General features: G+C 64.6%; 15 protein-coding genes. 10 read left to right on the forward strand and 5 right to left on the reverse strand.

Annotated elements, in window-relative coordinates:
- The first annotated feature begins 197 nt into the window (after positions 1–197).
- The gene (locus tag IEX64_RS15205) at positions 198–4,943 is read left to right on the forward strand and encodes an NAD-glutamate dehydrogenase domain-containing protein (protein ID WP_188820868.1); all 4,746 of its coding nucleotides are present in this window, start codon (positions 198–200) and stop codon (positions 4,941–4,943) included.
- A gap of 18 nt (positions 4,944–4,961) precedes the next feature.
- On the opposite strand, the gene IEX64_RS15210 is transcribed toward IEX64_RS15205, so the two are convergent.
- Positions 4,962–5,423, reverse strand: a complete 462-nt coding sequence (locus IEX64_RS15210) for an Lrp/AsnC family transcriptional regulator (RefSeq protein ID WP_188820870.1) — start codon at positions 5,421–5,423, stop codon at positions 4,962–4,964.
- Positions 5,424–5,530: 107 nt separating this feature from the next.
- Here IEX64_RS15210 and phhA point away from each other — a divergent pair, with 107 nt between their 5' ends.
- The 4 genes from phhA (at position 5,531) to maiA (ending at position 8,887) form a co-directional block, all read left to right on the forward strand.
- Positions 5,531–6,406: a phenylalanine 4-monooxygenase gene (gene phhA, locus IEX64_RS15215; protein WP_188820872.1), complete on the forward strand. Its 876-nt coding sequence runs from the start codon at positions 5,531–5,533 to the stop codon at positions 6,404–6,406.
- The gene (gene hppD, locus IEX64_RS15220) at positions 6,403–7,542 is read left to right on the forward strand and encodes a 4-hydroxyphenylpyruvate dioxygenase (RefSeq protein WP_188820874.1); all 1,140 of its coding nucleotides are present in this window, start codon (positions 6,403–6,405) and stop codon (positions 7,540–7,542) included. Before phhA ends, hppD begins: the two co-directional genes overlap by 4 nt.
- 117 nt (positions 7,543–7,659) lie before the next feature.
- A complete protein-coding gene (locus IEX64_RS15225; protein WP_188820876.1) occupies positions 7,660–8,229 on the forward strand; it encodes a VOC family protein in 570 nt (189 codons plus the stop codon).
- Positions 8,230–8,245: 16 nt separating this feature from the next.
- Complete coding sequence (maiA, locus tag IEX64_RS15230; protein WP_188820878.1) at positions 8,246–8,887, forward strand: maleylacetoacetate isomerase; 642 nt, start codon at positions 8,246–8,248, stop codon at positions 8,885–8,887.
- Positions 8,888–8,978: 91 nt separating this feature from the next.
- On the opposite strand, the gene IEX64_RS15235 is transcribed toward maiA, so the two are convergent.
- The 4 genes from IEX64_RS15235 to IEX64_RS15250 form a co-directional block, all read right to left on the reverse strand.
- Positions 8,979–9,347 carry a hypothetical protein gene (locus IEX64_RS15235; protein WP_188820880.1) on the reverse strand — a complete coding sequence of 123 codons (369 nt, stop codon included), beginning with the start codon at positions 9,345–9,347 and terminating at the stop codon, positions 8,979–8,981.
- Positions 9,348–9,477: 130 nt separating this feature from the next.
- Positions 9,478–10,410: a formylglycine-generating enzyme family protein gene (locus tag IEX64_RS15240; protein WP_188820966.1), complete on the reverse strand. Its 933-nt coding sequence runs from the start codon at positions 10,408–10,410 to the stop codon at positions 9,478–9,480.
- Between the two features lie 253 nt (positions 10,411–10,663).
- Complete coding sequence (fumC, locus tag IEX64_RS15245; RefSeq protein ID WP_188820882.1) at positions 10,664–12,046, reverse strand: class II fumarate hydratase; 1,383 nt, start codon at positions 12,044–12,046, stop codon at positions 10,664–10,666.
- 104 nt (positions 12,047–12,150) lie between these two features.
- Positions 12,151–13,203: a Leu/Phe/Val dehydrogenase gene (locus tag IEX64_RS15250; protein ID WP_188820884.1), complete on the reverse strand. Its 1,053-nt coding sequence runs from the start codon at positions 13,201–13,203 to the stop codon at positions 12,151–12,153.
- Between the two features lie 123 nt (positions 13,204–13,326).
- Here IEX64_RS15250 and IEX64_RS15255 point away from each other — a divergent pair, with 123 nt between their 5' ends.
- From IEX64_RS15255 to IEX64_RS15275, 5 genes are all read left to right on the forward strand, one after another.
- Positions 13,327–13,788 (forward strand): Lrp/AsnC family transcriptional regulator, encoded by a 462-nt coding sequence (locus tag IEX64_RS15255; RefSeq protein WP_188820887.1) that lies wholly within the window; start codon positions 13,327–13,329, stop codon positions 13,786–13,788.
- A gap of 241 nt (positions 13,789–14,029) precedes the next feature.
- A complete protein-coding gene (locus IEX64_RS15260) occupies positions 14,030–15,169 on the forward strand; it encodes a bile acid:sodium symporter family protein (RefSeq protein ID WP_188820888.1) in 1,140 nt (379 codons plus the stop codon).
- On the forward strand, positions 15,166–16,524 hold the full coding sequence (locus tag IEX64_RS15265; protein ID WP_188820890.1) for an AtzE family amidohydrolase: 1,359 nt from the start codon (positions 15,166–15,168) through the stop codon (positions 16,522–16,524). The genes IEX64_RS15260 and IEX64_RS15265 overlap by 4 nt, the downstream gene beginning before the upstream one ends.
- 39 nt (positions 16,525–16,563) lie before the next feature.
- Entirely contained in the window at positions 16,564–17,907 is a 1,344-nt protein-coding gene (locus tag IEX64_RS15270; RefSeq protein ID WP_188820969.1) for an NCS2 family permease, read from the forward strand.
- Complete coding sequence (locus tag IEX64_RS15275; RefSeq protein ID WP_188820892.1) at positions 17,907–18,848, forward strand: 5'-methylthioadenosine/S-adenosylhomocysteine nucleosidase; 942 nt, start codon at positions 17,907–17,909, stop codon at positions 18,846–18,848. The genes IEX64_RS15270 and IEX64_RS15275 overlap by 1 nt, the downstream gene beginning before the upstream one ends.
- The last annotated feature ends 8 nt before the right edge of the window (positions 18,849–18,856 follow it).

The raw sequence follows: 18,856 nt of genomic DNA on the forward strand, positions 1-18,856 counted from the left end.
AATTTCAGTGCGAGTGCGAGACCGCCGCGAGGCAACCGTTGGACCGCCGCATCGTTGTCAGTTCTTATGCATCTTCACGGCAAGGCGAAGTAAGTCCGTGGATGCCGGGTCGTTTATTCGCCCCCGTCTGGTAGTAGGGGGCAGGTTACCGCACCATGCCACGGATGTGGCGGGTGGAGAGGATCGCGGAGAGAACAATGAGTGCTGACGGACTGACCTCCAACCTCACGAAGAAAGGTGGGCGCTCCGCCTCCGCGCTTCAGGCGGCCATAGAGCAGCGCATCCAGGACACGATGCTTCCCGGGGATGGTCCCGCAGATCCGCAATGGGTCGAGGAAGCCGCCCGTTTTCTGCTGGCCGCCGGAAAGGTCCGCAAGCCCGGCGAGCCCGTGATCGAGATGGCGTCGACCAGTGAAGAGCGCCGTCTGCTCCGCATTGCCCTGATCAACGATGACATGCCGTTTCTGGTCGACTCCGTGGCCGCGGCGATTGCCGAGGCCGGGCTGGTGATCGACTCGCTCGCCCACCCGGTGCTGTCGGTCGAGCGCGACGCGAAGGGCGCGCTGGTTGCCATTCCCGAAATCGGCGCCGAGGGCACGCATCGGGAATCGATGATCTACATCGAGACGCCGCGCATCGACGCCCGCCAGCGCCGCGCCTTGCTGCAGTCCATCGAATCCACGCTCACCGATGTGCGCTTTGCCGTCACCGACTGGCCGCGCATGGTCGAGGCGATGCAGATCGATGCCGAAGCCGTCACCGATGAAGAGGGGGCGGAGCTGCTGCACTGGTTCGCCGGCGGCATGCTCACGCAGCTAGGCCACGTCACGCGCAAGCGCGACGGCAGCCGTTCGCAGCGGCTCGGCATATGCCGGCGCGGATCGAGCGAACTGCTTTCGGATATCAGCTACCAACGCGCTTTCGAGGCTTTCGATGCCGAAGTCGCAGCCGGCGAAGTGCGTGCGCCGATGGTGATCAAGGCTAACCAGATGGGCACGGTCCATCGCCGGGTGCCGCTTGACCTGTTCCTGATTCCCGTCATCGAGAATGGTCAGGTAACCGCGCTATCGGTCCACGCCGGTGTCTGGACCAGCGCCTCGCTGGTCGCACCGCCTGATCGTGTTCCCCGTCTGCGTCGCCAGCTTGCCAATCTTACCGGCAAGTTGGGCCTCGATCCGGTCAGCCATTCCGGCAAGGCTCTGGCCCATGCCCTGACGAGTCTGCCGCATGACCTCGTGCTCGGTCTGGGGGGCAGCGATGTCGAGCGTCTGGCGACGACGATGATCAGCCTGGTCGATCGTCCGCGCCCGCGCCTCATTATCGCGCGCGCGCCGCTGATGCGACACCTGTTCGTGTTCGTGTGGATGCCGCGCGACAATGTCTCCACCGTGATGCGCAAGCGCATTCAGGCGATGATCGAGGAGGCCGCGGACGCGCCGACACTCGACTGGAGCCTGCAGGTCGAATCCGGCAATCTTGCCATGCTGCGCTTTACCGTCGACATTCGCGAGGGCGTTCACGAGCCCGACGAGGACGAACTCGACCATCAGCTTCAGGTCATGCTGCGTGGCTGGTCAGAGGCTGTCGAGGCGGCGCTGGCGCAGACGCTCGAACCGGCGCGCGCCGCCGCTGCGGCAGGGCGCTATGCCGACGCGTTCCCGCTGGCCTACCATTCCGACTATGGTCCTGCCGAAGCCGCGATCGATATCGGCCATATGCGCAAGATCGTGGTCGGTGATGCCGCCGACAGCGAGCACCAGATCGGTCACCGCGACGCGCGCCTCTATTCCCGCGAGGACGATGAAGCGGGGCGCCTGCGCCTCAAGATTTACGAAGCGCATGGCCACTTGCCGCTTTCGGATGCGGTTCCGGCGCTGGAAAACTTCGGGTTCCGCGTTCTCGAGGAAGTGCCGACGGTTCTGGATCAAGGCCGCATCGGCACCATCCACGATTTCACGCTGGCGCTTCCGGTGGGCACCAATGCCAAAGCCGTGCTGAACCTGGCACCGATGATTCAGGACGCTCTGTGCGGCGTGCTCAATGGCGTCAACGAAAACGACGCGTTCAACCGGCTCGTCCCCGCGCTGGGGCTCTCCAAGCGTGAGGCGAACTGGCTACGCGCCTGGTATCGCTACCTGCGGCAGGCGGGCATGCACTTCGGCATTCCGACCGTGGTCGATGCGCTTCAGGGTGCGCCTTCGGTCACTGTCGCGCTCATCGACCTGTTCCGGGCGATCCACGATCCGACCTTCACCGGCGATCGCGTCGAAGCCAAACAGGCTGCGGAAGACGCCATTCGCGATGGCCTCGCCGGTGTCGGCGCGATCAACGACGACCGGTTGCTGCGCGCTTACCGCGATCTCGTTCTGGCGATGCAGCGCACCAACGCCTTTGCACCTGCCGGGCAGGTGGCACTGGCCTTCAAGTTCGATTCCGCGCTCGTTCCCGGTCTGCCCAAGCCCGTGCCGTGGCGTGAGATCTTCGTCTATTCGCGCCGGGTCGAAGGCATCCACTTGCGTGCCGGTCCGGTCGCGCGCGGCGGCCTGCGCTGGTCCGACCGCCGCGACGACTACCGCACGGAGATCCTCGGCCTGATGAAGGCGCAGCGCGTCAAGAATGCAGTCATCGTGCCGACCGGCGCGAAAGGCGGCTTCTATCCCAAGCAGCTTCCCGATCCCGCGCAGGACCGCGCCGGCTGGGCTGCAGAAGGACAGGCTGCCTACGAGATATTCATCTCCACGCTGCTTTCGATCACCGACAACATCGTCGATGGCAAGGTGATCCATCCCACCTGCGTTCAGGTGCTCGATGGCGACGATCCCTATTTCGTGGTGGCCGCGGACAAGGGCACCGCGCGCTTCTCCGACGTTGCCAATGGTATCGCTGCCGAACGCGACTTCTGGCTCGACGATGCTTTCGCGAGTGGCGGATCGAACGGATACGACCACAAGGCCATGGGCATCACCGCCCGCGGCGGCTGGGTTTCGGTGCAGCGGCACTTCCTCGAACTGGGCATGGACGTACAGACCGATCCGGTGCGCGTGGCAGGCTGCGGCGACATGTCGGGCGATGTCTTCGGCAACGGCATGTTGCTGTCGCAGGCAATCAAGTTGGTTGCCGCTTTCGACCACCGCCACATCTTCCTCGATCCGCATCCTGTGCCCGAGCAGAGCTGGGCCGAGCGCAAGCGCCTGTTCGACCTGCCCCATTCGAGTTGGGAAGACTACGACAAGTCGCTGATCTCGAAGGGCGGCGGCGTGTTTCCGCGCACGATGAAGTCCATACCGCTGACGCCCGAAATCCGTGAAGCGCTGGGCATCGATGCCGAGCACATGGATCCGGATTCGCTGATCTCGGCGATCCTGCGCGCGCCGGTCGATCTGCTCTGGTTCGGCGGCATCGGCACCTACATCAAGGCTTCCACCGAGAACAACGCGACTGTCGGCGATCCGACCAACGACTCCCTGCGCGTCAGTGCCGATGAACTGCGGGTCAAGGTCATCGGTGAAGGTGCGAACCTTGGCGTGACCCAGGCCGGGCGCATCGAATTCGCGCTCAAGGGCCGGCAGGGGCAGGGCGGCCGGATCAACGCCGATTTCATCGACAACTCGGCGGGCGTCGATTGCTCGGACAACGAGGTCAATATCAAGATCGCCCTCGCCGCCGCGCGCCGCGCCGGCAAGCTGTCGGAGAAGAAGCGCGTCGAGCTGCTGCGCGAGATGACCGATGAGGTCGCTGCGCTGGTGCTTGAGGACAACCGGTTGCAGGCGCTGGCGCTGTCGATCGCCGAGCGGGGCGGCGCCGAGGCCATGCCCTCGCACATCCGCCTGATCGAGATGATGGAGGAAGGCGGTCATCTCGATCGCCGTACCGAAGGCCTTGGTGACAACGAAGCGCTGGCGCGCCGCGCGCAGGACGGGCGGGGGCTGACCCGGCCCGAACTCGCCGTGCTGCTGTCGAGCGGCAAGCTGCTGCTGCAGGATGCCATCGAGCACAGCGATCTGCCGGGCGACGACAGTCTGGTCGACATGCTGCTGGAAGCGTTCCCGCAGCCGATGCAGAGCAAGTTTTCCAAGTTCATCAAGGGCCACCGGTTGGCCGGCGAAATCGTCGCTACCCAGCTTGCCAATCGCATCGTCAACCGGCTGGGCATCGTCCATCCCTTCGAACTGGCGGAAGAGGAAGGCGCCGATCTGGCACAAGTCGCGGCAGCATTCTCGCTGGCCGAGCGGCTGTTCGGCCTCGATGCCCTGTGGGAACGCCTCGAAACCGCCGAGATGCCCGAAGCCGCACGCATCAAGCTGTTCGGGCGCGTGGCGATTGCCGTGCGCGGGCACATGGCGGACCTGCTGCGCGCAGGCGCCGGTCAGCTTGCACCGTGCGATCTGCAGAACCGCCTGAAGGACGGTATCGCTGCGCTGTCCATCGATACGGTGGATCTGCTCGGCGAACGCACACTGGCGCACTCGCTTTCGCTGCGGGATGGCTTCCGCGAGATGGGTGTGCCCGAGGACGTGGTCGAGAGCGTCGGCAACCTCTTCGATCTCGACGGGGCTGTGGGCATTGCCGATCTTTCCGCCCAAACCGGGATCGCGCCGCGCGATCTGGTGGCTGCTTTCACCCGCATCGGTGCCGGGCTTGGGCTCGACTGGGCGCAGGCGAGCGCGTCGATCATGAGTCCCTCGGATCCGTGGGAGCGGCTGCTGGTGGCGGGGCTCGCGCGCGATTTCCAGCAGATGCGGCTCGACTTCCTCAAGCGGCTGGCCGGTACCCGGCTCGGCAAGAAGAACCCGCTGGCCGCGGCCGAGGAATGGGGGCGCACCCACATGACCTCGATCGCCGCGTTCCGTTCGATGGTTCACCGTGCCGAGAATGCGGTGACGATCAGCCCGGCCATGCTGGCGCAGATCGCCAGTCAGGCCCGCAACCTGCTGGGACGATAACGGCGGCGGGCCCGGCTTCTATTCGAGAGGCAGGGCCCGCGCGTCCTTGATCGTTTCAAGGACGATGATCGACTTCACGTCGCGCACGCCCGGTATGCGCACGAGCGACTTGAGCGTGATCTGCGAGAGGTGCTCGACGTCGCGGGCGATGACGTGAACGAGATAGTCCATGTCGCCCGTCACCGCGTGGCAGGCGATGACATAGGCATTGTCCTGAATGGCCTGCTCGAAGCGCGAGATGTTCGCGTCGCTGTGCCCGTCGAGATTGATGAGCACGTAGGCATCGAGTTCGAAGCCCAGTCGGCGGGCATTGAGGACCGGCTGATAGCCAAGGATCACGCCGTCGTCCTCCAGCCGCTTGATGCGACGGCTGACCGGCGTGGCCGAGAGCGCGGTGCGTTCGGCGACCTGTGCCACCGGCATCCTTGCGTCTTCCTGCAGGGAATGGATGATCTTGCGGTCGAATTCGTCCAGTGGCACGGATCACCTAAAATGTTGATCTTGGATAGTGAAATCCACCAATATCACTCGATTGATATGCCGTAAACGCACGATAATCGAGCACGGCTTGTGGTATTGTCTGCATCATGAAGAAGCCGTGTACGCAAACAAGCACAAGCGGCCTTCGGGGAGAATACGAAGGTGCTGCTGCCGACTATACCGTCGGCCAGGACTGGGATGCCTATACCTCGGAGATGCACGATCGCTGGCGCCGCCTCCATGCGCGTCAGGTGGGCCTTGTCGCCCGTTACGCTTGCGCCTCATTCCGCGAGGGCCTTGCCCGGCTCGATTGCGCCGATGTCATCCCGCGCTTCGAGGACGCCAATGCCATTCTCGGTCCGGCGACCGGGTGGCAGCTCGTGGCGGTTCCCGGGTTCATTCCCGACGACGTGTTCTTCGATCATCTGGCGCACCGCCGGTTTCCGGTAACGCGCTGGATCCGCGACGAGCACGAACTCGACTATCTCGTCGAGCCGGACGTGTTCCACGACTTCTTCGGCCACGTGCCGATGCTGCTCGATCCGGCGATTGCCGATTTTCTGGAGCTTTACGGCAAGGCCGGAGCGCGGGCGATGGAGATGGACGCACTGGCGATGCTGGCGCGGATCTACTGGTACACCATCGAATTCGGCCTGGTGCGAGAAGACACGCGCGAAGGCGATGCGCTGAAGGTCTTTGGCGCCGGGATCATCTCCTCGGCGTCCGAAACCGTCTATTCGATCGAAGATCCGGACGTTCTGCGCCTGCCGTTTGACCCTGTCCGCGTGATGCGCACCGGGTACATGATCGACGACTTCCAGAAGACCTATTTCGTGCTCGAAAGCCTGCCCCAGCTCATCGACGATCTGGTCGGCCTCGATTTCGGGCCGGTCTACGAAAAATGGCGCGATGCGCCTGCACTGTCGGCGGGTGAAAGCCTGCCCGGCGAACACCCCATCACCCTTTCCGGAGCACCTGCATGACCGATCTTTTCGAAAACCCCATTGGCCTCGACGGTTTTGAATTCGTGGAATTCTCCGCGCCTGAAAAGGGCGTTCTGGAGCCGATCTTCGAAGCCATGGGCTTCACGAAGATCGCACGCCACCGCTCGAAGGACGTCGAGCTCTGGCGCCAGGGCGAGATCAACTTCATCACCAATTACGAGCCGCACAGCCCGGCCTGGTTCTTCAGCCGCGAGCACGGCCCCTCGGCCTGCGGCATGGGCTTTCGCGTGCGCGACGCGCGCAAGGCCTATGACGAACTGCTCGCACGCTCGGCTGAGCCGGTGCAGGTCGAGACCGGCCCGATGGAACTGCGCCTGCCCGGCATTCGCGGCATCGGCAACTCGATCATCTACCTGATCGACCGTTACGAGCGCGACGGCGGGAACGGAAAGAGCGAGGGGGCCCTCTCGATCTATGACATCGATTTCGAATACCTGCCGGGCGTGGACCGTCACCCCAAGGGCGCGGGCTTCGACCGGATCGATCACCTCACCCACAACGTCTACGGCGGCCGCATGGCCTATTGGGCTGACTACTATGAGAAGCTCTTCAACTTCCGCGAGATCCGTTACTTCGACATCAAGGGCGAATATACCGGCCTGACCTCAAAGGCGCTGACCGCGCCCGACGGCAAGATCCGCATCCCGCTCAACGAAGAGGGCGAGGGCGGAAAAGGCCAGATCGAGGAGTTCCTGCGCGAATTCAACGGCGAGGGCATCCAGCACATCGCCCTGATCACCGACAACCTGCTTGAGGCCTGGGACCGCCTGAAGAAGCTGGGCGTGCCGTTCATGACCGCGCCGCCCGAAGCCTACTACGACATGCTCGACGAGCGCCTGCCGGGCCATGGTCAGCCGGTCAGCGAGTTGAAGGCCTGCGGCATCCTGCTCGACGGCACCACAGACGGCGGCAAACCGCGCCTGCTGCTGCAGATCTTCGCGGAAGCGCAGGTGGGCCCGGTCTTCTTCGAGTTCATCGAGCGTCAGGGCGACGAAGGGTTCGGCGAGGGTAACTTCAAGGCGCTGTTCGAATCCATGGAGCGCGATCAGGTTCGCCGCGGCGTGCTGCAGCCTGTCCCGAGCGAGGTCGAGGGAGTGGAAGAGCCCGCGGAATAAGATCACCGACTGGGGGGCGGGGCTGCGCCCAGGTGCAGCCAGCCCCGGAGCCCGCCCGGCCGTGCTTTTTTTCCGGGTCGCGGTCTGGCGGGCTCCAACGATTATGGAGAGGCAAGTATGACACAAGGCATTGCAGCGGACCGCGCGCCCGTGCTGGGCGGCATCCACCACGTCGCATACCGGTGCCGAGACGCGAAAGAGACCGTGGAGTTCTACCGCGACGTGCTCGGCATGGACTTCATGCTGGCGATCGCGGAGGACGAGGTTCCGTCGACCGGCGAGCCGGACCCGTACATCCACATCTTCATGGATGCCGGCGGCGGCAATGTGCTGGCCTTTTTCGAACTGCCCAACGCGCCCGACATGGGCCGCGACGAGGCGACGCCGGCTTGGGTGCAGCACATCGCCTTCAAGGTTGACAGCGAGGAGAGCCTGCTGGCCGCCAAGGCCCGCGCCGAGGCGCGCGGCCTCGATGTGGTCGGGCCGACGCATCACGGCGTGTTCAAGTCGATCTATTTCTTCGATCCCAACGGCCACCGCCTTGAACTGGCGTGGCAGTTCGGTACGCCTGACCAGATGCGCAGCCTCAAGGACGTGGCCGAGGACATGCTCGAGGAATGGTCGCGCACCAAGAAGGCTCCGCGCCATGCGGCGTGGCTGCACGAGAAGATTGCCGCCGAAACCTGACCGGGAAGCCAGCCCCATGCGCCTCTATGCCTACTACCGCAGCTCCACCAGCTACCGCCTGCGCATCGCGCTGAACCTCAAGGGACTGGATTACGAGATCGTGCCGGTGAACCTGCTCGAAGCCGAGCAGCGCAGCGAGGCCTATCGCAAGCTCAATCCCTTCGCGGGCGTCCCGGCGCTGGAAGCGGACGGACGCGTCTATGCCCAGTCGATGGCGATCCTCGAATGGCTGGACGAGCGCTATCCCGATCGCGCGCTACTGCCGGCGGACGTGGAAGACCGCTTCACCATGCGCGAACTGAGCCTGGCGATCGCGACCGAACTGCATGCGCCGTTGAACCTGCCGGTGCTGAAGTATCTCAAGACCGACCTCGGCCATTCGCAGGACGAGATCGACACCTGGTATCGCCACTGGTTGCTGAAGACCCTCGTTCCGCTGGAAGCGCGCCTCTCCGCGCTGGGCAGCCACGACTACCTGTTCGATGCGCCGGGCCTGTTCGAATGCGTCCTGATCCCGCAACTCTACAACGCGCGCCGGTTCGATTTCGACCTCTCCGCCATGCCGCACATGACGCGGATCGAGGCCGCGTGTCTGAAGCACCCCGCTTTCGTGGCGGCGCATCCGGATAACCAGCCGGATAGTCCGGAACAGGCTTAGGCGGCGTGGAGCCATTTAATCCTGAATGATGGTCGGATTTCGGTATGGCCGAACAGGCCGTCGAACGGCCGGAATGTCGGGGGTACGGAGATCAAGCCAAGGTTTCTATTGCCGCTCGTGTCTCTTCGGGGGTTGGTGGTCGACTGTCGTCCGCAACGAAGGTGATTGCCTCTGCAACCTCATCATCTTCAGGTTCGAAATCATCGCTCATCATGAGGCAGTCGCCGGTGTAGTTCGCGGACATCCAAAGGATGCTCTCATCAAACATACACTGAAGCAGGCGTTTCATGTGCTTGCGTGTGACAGTTGTTAGCGGCCCATCCGTTATGATGATGTAGCCGGTGTTAGCGGGGGACCGGAAGCCTTTTTCGCAAGCATCAACCTCCTCTTGAATAGCAAATGTGAAGTCCTGCGGTGTCGTCTCCCCTTCGAGAAATGAGACAAGTAGAGCGTGTTCCATCAGCGTTCAGTAGCTCAAATCCTAACGTCGGCAATGTCGGCCCCTTCGGAAAGGAAGCTTCCGGATTAAAATCGTGAAAACGGCTATGGGGATCGACGCTTCGCTCGACACGAACGGGGGCGATGTTGGATTACCCGCGACTGCGCACCACACAGCGAAAGCCGATATGGCTGGTCGCTGTGTCCACCATCTCCGGATGGCGCGCGGCCGGGCGGTAGCGCTGGCAGTAGTTGGCTGCGCATAAGTGCGAGCCGCCTTTGAGGACCTTGCGGCCGATGCGCACGCCGGGCTGGGACGGATCGAAGCTGCCTTTCAGCTTGCCGCCGCGGGGGTTGCTGAGGGTGCAGCATGAGCCGCTGGTCTTCTTCTTCGCGACTTCCGGTTTGTCGCTCCACCAGTCGCGGGTCCATTCCCAGGTGTTGGCGATCATGTCGTAGAGGCCGAAGCCGTTGGCCGGGAAGCTCCTGACCGGGGAGGTGCGCTCCCACCCGTCGAGGCACTGGTTGGCGAAGGGGAACAGGCCCTGCCAGTAGTTTGCCAGCATTGCGCCATCGGGCGCCAGTTCGTCGCCCCAGGCGTATTCCTTGCCCTCGAGGCCGCCGCGTGCGGCATATTCGAACTCGGCTTCGGTCGGCAGGTCCTTGCCCGCCCACTTCGCGTAGGCTTCGGCGTCGGCATAGGCGACCTGAACGACGGGATGGTCCCCCAAGTCCAGCGCATCGATGTCGGCATCCGGGCCGAGCGGATGGCGCCAGTCCGCACCGAACTCGAAGCGCCACCAGTTGCTCGGGTCTGACGTATCAACCGGCGTCGCGGTCTTGTGAAATACGAGCGATCCCGCCTTGGCCATCTCGGGCAGCATGCCGGGATAGTCCTTCGGATCGGGGACGATCTCGGCCACGGTTGTATAGCCGGTCTCTTCGACGAAGCGGGCGAACTGCCGGTTGGTGACGGGCGTCTCGTCGATCCAGAAGCCGTCCACCGCCACGCGGCGCAGGGGCGCTTCCTCGGGGTAGAACTGCTCGGAGCCCATGGTGAAGGTGCCGCCGGGCACGAAGACCATGCCCTCGGTGACGGCAGCGGTCGTGGCGGGGTTCAGGTCTTCCAACATCGGCCTCATTGGATTGGCGGCAATCAGGGCGTCATAGGCGGAACGGGCGAAGTGGGAAAGCTCAGGGGAACCATGGTGACGATGACTGTTCCACCTATTTCGTCATTGCGAGCCCGCAGGGCGAAGCAATCCAGGGCGGATTTCGCAGGCTCTGGATTGCCGCGTCGGCTTCGCCTCCTCGCAATGACGATCAAGGGAGGGGCGATCACACCATTGTTTCGGGGCGCACCACGCGGTCGAATGTCGCGGCATCGACCAGCCCCAGCTCCAGCGCCGCCTCGCGCAGGGTCTGGCCGGTGTCGTGCGCGTGCTTGGCGATCTTCGCGGCATTGTCATAGCCGATTTCGGGCGCCAGCGCCGTGACCAGCATCAGCGAACGCTCGACAAGCTCGGCGATCCGCTCGCGGTTGGGTTCGATCCCTTCGACGCAGCGCTCGGTAAAGCTGGTCATGCCGACGGAGAGCAGGTGGATCGAGCGGATCACCGCGGCGCCGATCAGCGGCTTGAACACGTTGAGTTCGAACGCGCCCTGCATGCCGCCCACGGTCACCGCCTGATGGTTGCCGATCACTTGCGCGGCGACCATCGTCAGCATCTCGCACTGGGTGGGATTGACCTTCCCCGGCATGATCGAGCTGCCCGGCTCGTTCGCGGGCAGGTCCAGTTCGCCGAGGCCGGAGCGCGGGCCGGACGCGAGCCAGCGGATGTCGTTGGCGATCTTGTTGAGCGCGACCGCCAGCGTGTTCAGGCGACCGGAAAACTCCACCAGCGTATCGTGCGTCGCCAAGGCCTCGAACTTGTTGGGCGCAGTGACGAAGGGCAGACCGGTGAGCTTGGCGATTTCTTCCGCGAAGGCCTCGCCGAAGCCTTCCGGTGCATTGAGGCCGGTGCCGACTGCCGTTCCGCCCTGCGCCAGTCGGCACAGGCCATGCTCGATCAGCGGCGTGGTGCGCGTGCGCGAGAGCCGCATCTGCGCGTAGTACCCGGAGAACTCCTGGCCCAGCGTGACCGGTGTCGCGTCCTGCAGGTGGGTGCGGCCGATCTTGACGATCTCTTCCCACGCCTTGGCCTTGGACAGCAGCGCGCCTTCCAGCCGTTCCATGGCGGGGACCAGATCGTGCGTGGCCGCAAGCGCGGCCGCCACGTGCATCGCGGTGGGGAAGCTGTCGTTGGAGGACTGGCTCTTGTTGACGTGATCGTTGGGGTGGACCGGCGCCTTGCCGCCGCGCTGCCCGGTCAGGATCTCGTTGGCGCGCCCGGCGATTACCTCGTTGACGTTCATGTTCGTCTGGGTGCCGCTGCCGGTCTGCCAGATCACCAGCGGGAACTGGTCGTCCAGCCGGCCTTGCGCGACTTCCCCGGCGGCCTGCTCGATGGCGTCGGCCAGCGGCGCGTCGAGCCCGTGGCGGCGGTTGACCCGCGAGGCAGCCTGTTTGACCAGCGCCATGGCGTGAACGATCGCCATCGGCATCCGTTCGGTATCGCCGAAGGGAAAGTTTTCGATACTGCGCTGGGTCTGCGCGCCCCAGTAGGCGTCTGCGGGTACGTCGATCTCGCCAATACTGTCGGATTCGCGGCGCATGTCCATCGCTTTCGCCTCTCTTGTGGCTGGGGAACTTCGGGTTACCGGAAGGAAGCCGGGAACGCCATTGTTCCGCGCAGGGGCAGGGGGGGAGGCGAAAGCTCCGGGTGTCAGGCAACCTTGGCGACAGGCCGCGACATCAGCTGTTCGGCCATGCGGTCCGCGACGACCGAGGGCGGGAGGTTGTCGCGCGCCGCTGCCTGAAGGATGCCGGCCGTGCGTGGCCCGATCTTGAGCACGCGGCTCCGCACGTCCTCGACGCTTTCGCCGAGGTATTCGGCGGATACGTTGATGATGCCGCCGGCGTTGGCGACATAGTCCGGCGCATAGGCAATGCCGCGTTCGAGCAGCGCCTTGGCAATGCCCGGTTCGGCCAGTTGGTTGTTGGCCGCGCCGCAGACCAGCCCGGCCTTCAGACCGGCCACGCTCTTTTCGTTCAGCGCGCCGCCGAGGGCGCAAGGGGCGAATACGTCGGCTTCTGCCTGCGCAATCTCGTCGATGGAAGCGACCTCGGCACCGAATTCCCTGGCGAGGGCCGCGCACCGTTCGGCGTTGATGTCGGCCAGGATCAGGTGTGCGCCGGCTTCATGCAGCCTGCGGCAGAGGTCGCCGCCGACATTGCCCACGCCCTGCACCGCCACGGTCACGCCCGAAAGGCCGCTGCCGAAGCGGAACTGCACGGCGGCCTTCATCGCCTCGAACACGCCGAGCGCGGTCCAGGGCGAGGGATCGCCGCCGGCAAAGCCCGGACGCGAGGTACGGCCGGCGACATGGCGCGTCTTGTTGGCCACGAATTCCATGTCGGCAACGCTGGTACCGACGTCTTCGGCGGTCACGTAGCGGCCATCGAGCCTTGCAACGGCGGCACCGAAGGCTTCGAACAGGGCCCTGCGGTCGAAATCGCCGGCAGGCCTGCGCAGCACGGCCTTGCCGCCGCCGAAGGGCAGTTCGGCCATGGCGTTCTTGTAGCTCATGCCTTCGGCAAGGCGGAAGGCATCGACCATGGCGGCATTGGCATCGGGATAGGTCCAGAGACGGCAGCCGCCGGCAGCCGGCCCGCGTGCCGTGGAATGGATGGCAATCACCCCGTCGAGCCCGGCGGCTTCGTCGTGCAGGCGGACATATTCCATCGGCGGCATCATGCGGTGGGCGGCGGTGACCATTTCAGAACTCCTTCTCGGTCCCACTATAATCGCAGCATGGCAGAGAGATTTCTCACCTCATTTCCGAGCCTGCGGCCCAATTTTCGCAAAGACCATTCTTATTGTGCATGTTATGAGAATGAAATGACCGGACTTGATGAATATGAGAGAAAAATTCTTCGCGAGCTGCAGCGCGATGCCAGCCAGACGACCGCGCAGATCGCCGAGAGGGTAGGGCTGTCTGCCTCGCCATGCTGGCGGCGTATCGATCGGCTGGAGCGCGAAGGCTTCATCAAGCGCCGCGTCGCCATTGTCGACCGCCACAAGGTGGGGATGAACGCGCACGTTTTCGCGCAGGTCAAGCTGAACGCCCATGGCCGTGCCAACCTCGACGAATTCGCCGCCAAGATCCGCGAATATCCCGAGGTGCTTGACTGCTACGTGCTGATGGGATCGGTGGACTTCATGATCCGCGTCGTGGCCGAGGACATCAATGCCTACGAGCAGTTCTTCTTCGAAAAGCTCTCGCAGCTTCCCGGCGTGCAGGAAATCACCTCGACCGTGGCGCTGTCCGAAATCAAGGCGACGACGGCGCTGCCGATTTAGGCCACCTCCACCCAAATTCGTCATCCCCGCGAAGGCGGGGAACCCGCTTTTCTTCTATTCTCACCGCGCATACCGCGTCGACAAGGAAGCGGGACCCCCGCCTTCGCGGGGGCGACGGGGATTGGATCGTCAGGGCTGCGATGAATTCCGTCAGGAGGCGAGTGGCGACCTGATTTTTGCAACGATCCGTGCGGATCATTGCGTTTGATCGATAGGGGGCTAGGCGGCAGGTAGGGTATCCATGCGTCGTGCGCCGTTTGTTCCTTCCGTAGACCCGTTTCTACTGTGGCTGATCGCCGTCGTCGCGACGGCATCGCTGTTGCCGGTACGCGGCGCGGCGGCGGGCTGGTTCGACATTCTGGCCGATGCGGCGATTGCGCTGCTGTTCTTCCTCCACGGCGCCAAGCTGTCGCGCGAAGCGATCGTAAAGGGTATCGGCAACTGGCGGCTGCACCTGATGGTGCTGGCCTCGACATACCTGCTGTTTCCGGTCGCGGGGCTGGTGACCGAGCGGCTGGCGCAAGGCTGGATCAATCCGCTGCTGCTGTCGGGCGTGCTGTTCCTCACGCTGCTGCCTTCGACCGTGCAGTCCTCGATTGCCTTTACTGCCATGGCGCGCGGCAATGTCGCTGCCGCCGTGTGCAGTGCCTCGCTCTCCAATCTGCTCGGCATTCTGCTGACGCCGCTGCTGGTCGGCGTGTTCATCCAGTCTGCGCGGACCGGGCAGGGCGGGGACTGGAGCGCGGTGCGCAGCATCGTCATGCAACTGCTGGTGCCGTTTCTCGCCGGGCACTTCCTGCGGCCGATCATCGGCAAGTGGATCGACAGGCACAAGGCAATCCTGATGCCGGTCGATCGCGGATCGATCCTGCTCGTGGTCTATTCCGCGTTCAGTGCGGCCGTGGTGAACGGCATCTGGCAGGTTCTGGAGTTTTCGGACCTGCTCGAACTTCTGTTGATCAGCGCCGTGATCCTGGCCTTCATCATGGGGGTCAACGCGCTGCTGGCGCGCGCGACCGGTCTGCCGCGCGAGGATGCCGTCGTCCTGCTGTTCTGCGGTTCCAAGAAGAGCCTCGTTTCCGGCGTGCCGATGGCCGGCGCCCTTTTCGCCCCGGCGCAGGTGGGCATGATCGTGCTGCCCCTGATGATCTTCCACCAGCTCCAGCTTTTCGTCTGTGCCTGGCTCGCGGCACGGTTCGCGGGCGAGGCCGAGGCGCCGAATAGCGCTGCGCCCGCACGCATCCCGCAAACCTCCGATGAGATCGCCGCCGCTGCGGAAGCCGTCGGTCTGCCCATTCCCGAGCCTTGTGCGCCGGGTATCGCCGCCAATCTCGCGCTGCTGTCCAGCCATGCCGACCGTATGCGGGGGAAGGGCTCGTGAAAGCTGCGCTGGAAATCGCCGCCGCTGTGCGCAGCGGCAAAGTGAGCGCCACGCAGGTGCTCGAAGACTGCCTTGCCGATATCGCCGCGCGTGCTGCCCCGCTGCTGGCCGTCACCCGCGTACTGGAAGAGCGGGCCCGCGAGGAAGCTGCCAGGATCGATGCGCTGGTCGCCGAGGGTACCGATCCCGGTACGCTTGCCGGCGTGCCCTATGGCGTGAAAGACCTGTTCGATGTCGCCGGTCTGCCCACCACGGCAGGCTCGACGATCTACGCCGACGCACCTCCCGCGACCGAAGATGCCCAAGCCGTCGCGCGCCTGCGCGATGCCGGTGCGGTTCTGGTCGCGACCCTGAACATGGACGAGTTCGCCTATGGCTTCGCGACGATCAACGCGGCCCATGGCACCACTCGAAATCCACACGATCCCTCCCGCCTGGCTGGCGGCTCCTCGGGCGGCTCGGCGGCGGTTGTCGCCGCCGGGCTGCTCCCTTTTTCGCTGGGCTCCGATACCAACGGATCGGTTCGCGTCCCTGCCAGCCTGACCGGAACCTACGGGCTCAAGCCCACGCATGCGGACCTGCCGCTCGAAGGCGTCTTTCCCTTCGCCAAGAGCTTCGACGATATCGGGCCCTTCACCACGACCATGGCGGACATGGCGTGCATCTGGGAAGTGCTATCCGGCCACGCGGCCGCTCAAGAGGGGCCGCGGCAACGGATCGCGCGGCTCGGCGGCCGCTTCCGCGAAAATGCCGATCCTGAGCAACTCGCCGCCATCGACGCCATTGCGCCCGACGCGCCGCTGATTGAGCTGCCGGACATCGCTCGCGCCCGCTCGGCGGCTTTCCTCATCACCGCCTGCGAGGGCGGCGCGCTTCACCGCGAGGCGCTGGCGAAGGATGCACTGGCATTCGATCCGGCGACGCGCGACCGGCTGATCGCGGGCGCCTTGCTGCCGCCGGACCTCTACGAGGAAGCGCAAGCCTTTCGTGCCGGATATCGCGCGCAGGTTCTGGCGCTGACTGCCGATTTCGACGTGCTGCTGGCGCCGGCAACGCCCTGCGTCGCGCCGCCGGTCGACGATCCGCGTATCGAGATCGATGGCAAGCTGGTCCCGGCGCGGGCCGATCTGGGCATTCATACCCAGCCGATCACGTTCACCGGATTGCCGTCTCTCGCGGTTCCGCTCTACCGTCCCGGGCGCTTGCCGCTGGGACTGCAGCTGATCGGCCGGCCGAATGGCGAGGCGGACCTGTTCCGCTTTGCCATGCAACTGGAACAACGGGGCATTATCGGATCGACACCGCCTGCGGGGGCGGAAACTATCGTGGCAGGGACGCCGCCAGTGGCGGTCTAGGGGGACAGACGCGTGACGCAGACAGAAACGATGGATCAGATGCCCGAAGCGCCGCCCCCTTCGGGCAGGCTTGAGCGCTATTTTTCGCTGAGCGAACGCGGCACGAATGTGCGTACCGAAGTGCTGGCGGGCGTGACGACCTTCCTGACCATGGCCTACATCGTGCTGGTCAATCCGGCGATCCTGGGCAGCGCGGGCCTGCCGGTAGCCGCCGTGGCGGCAGCGACGTGCTTCGCCGCAGCCTTTGCCTCGATCCTGATGGGGCTGGCTTCCAACACCCCGCTGGCGCTTGCACCGGGCATGGGGCTCAATGCCTATTTCAGCTATACCGTCGTGCAGCAGATGGGCGTGCCCTGGCAGGTTGCGCTGGGCTGCGTGTTCATTTCGGGCGTGGCTTTCCTGATCCTGACGCTGACCGGCGTACGCCAGCTGATCGTCAATTCGATCCCGCACTACCTGTTCGCAGCGGTCGCCGGCGGCATAGGCCTGTTCATCGGCTTCATCGGCTTCAAGGATGCCGGCATCGTCGTCTCCAATCCGGCGACTTTCGTGGCGCTCGGCAACCTCAAGGACCCGAGCGCGGCGCTGGCAATTTTCGGGCTTGTGGTGATCGGCGCGCTGAGCGTGTGGAACGTGCGCGGGGCGATGCTGATCGGCATTGTCGTGACCACGCTGGCCGGCTGGGCCATGGGCATGGTTTCGGTCAGCCCCGAGCCCTATTCGCTCGAAGCGCTTACCGGCACCGCCTTCCAGCTCGATCTGAGCGGCGTGTTCGGTCTGACCGGAAGCCATGGTCTGGGCCTGCTCGAAATCCTCTTCGTGTTCCTCTTCGTCGACCTGTTCGACAATATCGGCACGCTGGTCGCGGTGACCAAGCGGGCCGGGCTCATGGACAAGAATGGCCGTATCCCGCGCCTCAACCGCATTCTGATCACCGACGCGACGGCGACCATTGTCGGCTCGATGGCCGGCACCAGCACGGTCACCAGCTACGTCGAGAGTGCGGCCGGTGTGCAGGCAGGCGGGCGCACGGGCCTGACTGCCGTCGTCACCGGCGTGCTCTTCCTCGCGATGATGTTCGTGGCGCCCTATGCGCAGGTGATCCCGCTCGCGGCGACCGCGCCGGCACTCATCATCGTCGGTGGTCTCATGCTGTTGCCGCTGACCGAAGTCGAATGGGAAGACCCGCTCTCGGCCATCCCCGCCTTCCTGACCGTGGCGATGATCCCGCTGACATTCTCGATCGCCAATGGCCTCGCCTTCGGCATCACCGCGCATGCCGCGCTCAAGATCGTGCGCGGGACGATCACCAAGACCGACTGGTTCCTGCTCGTGCTCGCACTGCTCTTCGTGGTCCGCTTCGTCTGGATGGGAGCTGCCTGATGCGCCTTGTCGCGCTTTGCCATGCCGCGCTCTTCGCGCTCTTCGCGCTCGTCTCGGCTCCGGCGCTGGCGGAGGAACTCGACGCGACCCCGCGTACGCTGGTGATGACGGCCTATTACCCCGAATGGAACGCGCTCGTTCACGCCGTCGAGGAGCCGCAGGAGTACCAACTCAACGGCGGGACCTACCTTACCGGCACGCTGGAGGGGAAACCCGTGCTGCTGATGCAGAGCGGCGTGTCGATGGTCAACGCGGCGATGAACACGCAGCTCGTGCTCGACCATTTCACGGTCAAGCGTATCGTCTTTTCGGGCATTGCCGGCGGCGTCGATCCCGGCCTGACCATCGGCGACGTCATCGTGGCCGAGAACTGGGGGCAGTATCTGGAAGTGAACTTCGCCCGGAAAGCCGATGAGGGCTGGAAGTCGCCCGAGCCCGTCGATCCCGAAGCGCCGGTGAACTGGAATTTCATGTACCCGCGCGGCACGCGCGTCGGCAATGCGGACGAGGCGCCGAAACGGCACTACACCTTCCGGATGGACCCGCAGCTTCTCGACATCGCGCGCCAGATCGCGCCGACCATCACCATGGAGCGCTGCGTCCCGCCGTCGCCGCATCAGTTGCCCGATACCGAGCTTTGCCTGCATAAGGCGCCCAAGGTGGTCGTCGGCGGTACGGGCGTGAGCGCAGGCGTCTTCGCCGACAATGCGCAGTTCCGCGAGTACCTGCACCACGCGTGGAAGGCGCGCGTGCTCGACATGGAAAGTGCGGCGGTAGCGCAAGTCGCCTATGCCAATCAGGTGCCCACGATTATCTTTCGCAGCCTGTCGGACCTTGCCGGCGGTGATCGGGAGAAGAACATGGAAGATACCTTCGAGCATCTCGCCTCGGTGAATTCGGCACATGTCGTGCGCGCCTTCCTGGCGGCGCTGCCGGATTGAGGAAGCGG

The sequence above is a fragment of the Novosphingobium indicum genome, from assembly GCF_014645195.1.
Classification (GTDB): Bacteria; Pseudomonadota; Alphaproteobacteria; order Sphingomonadales; family Sphingomonadaceae; genus Novosphingobium; species Novosphingobium indicum.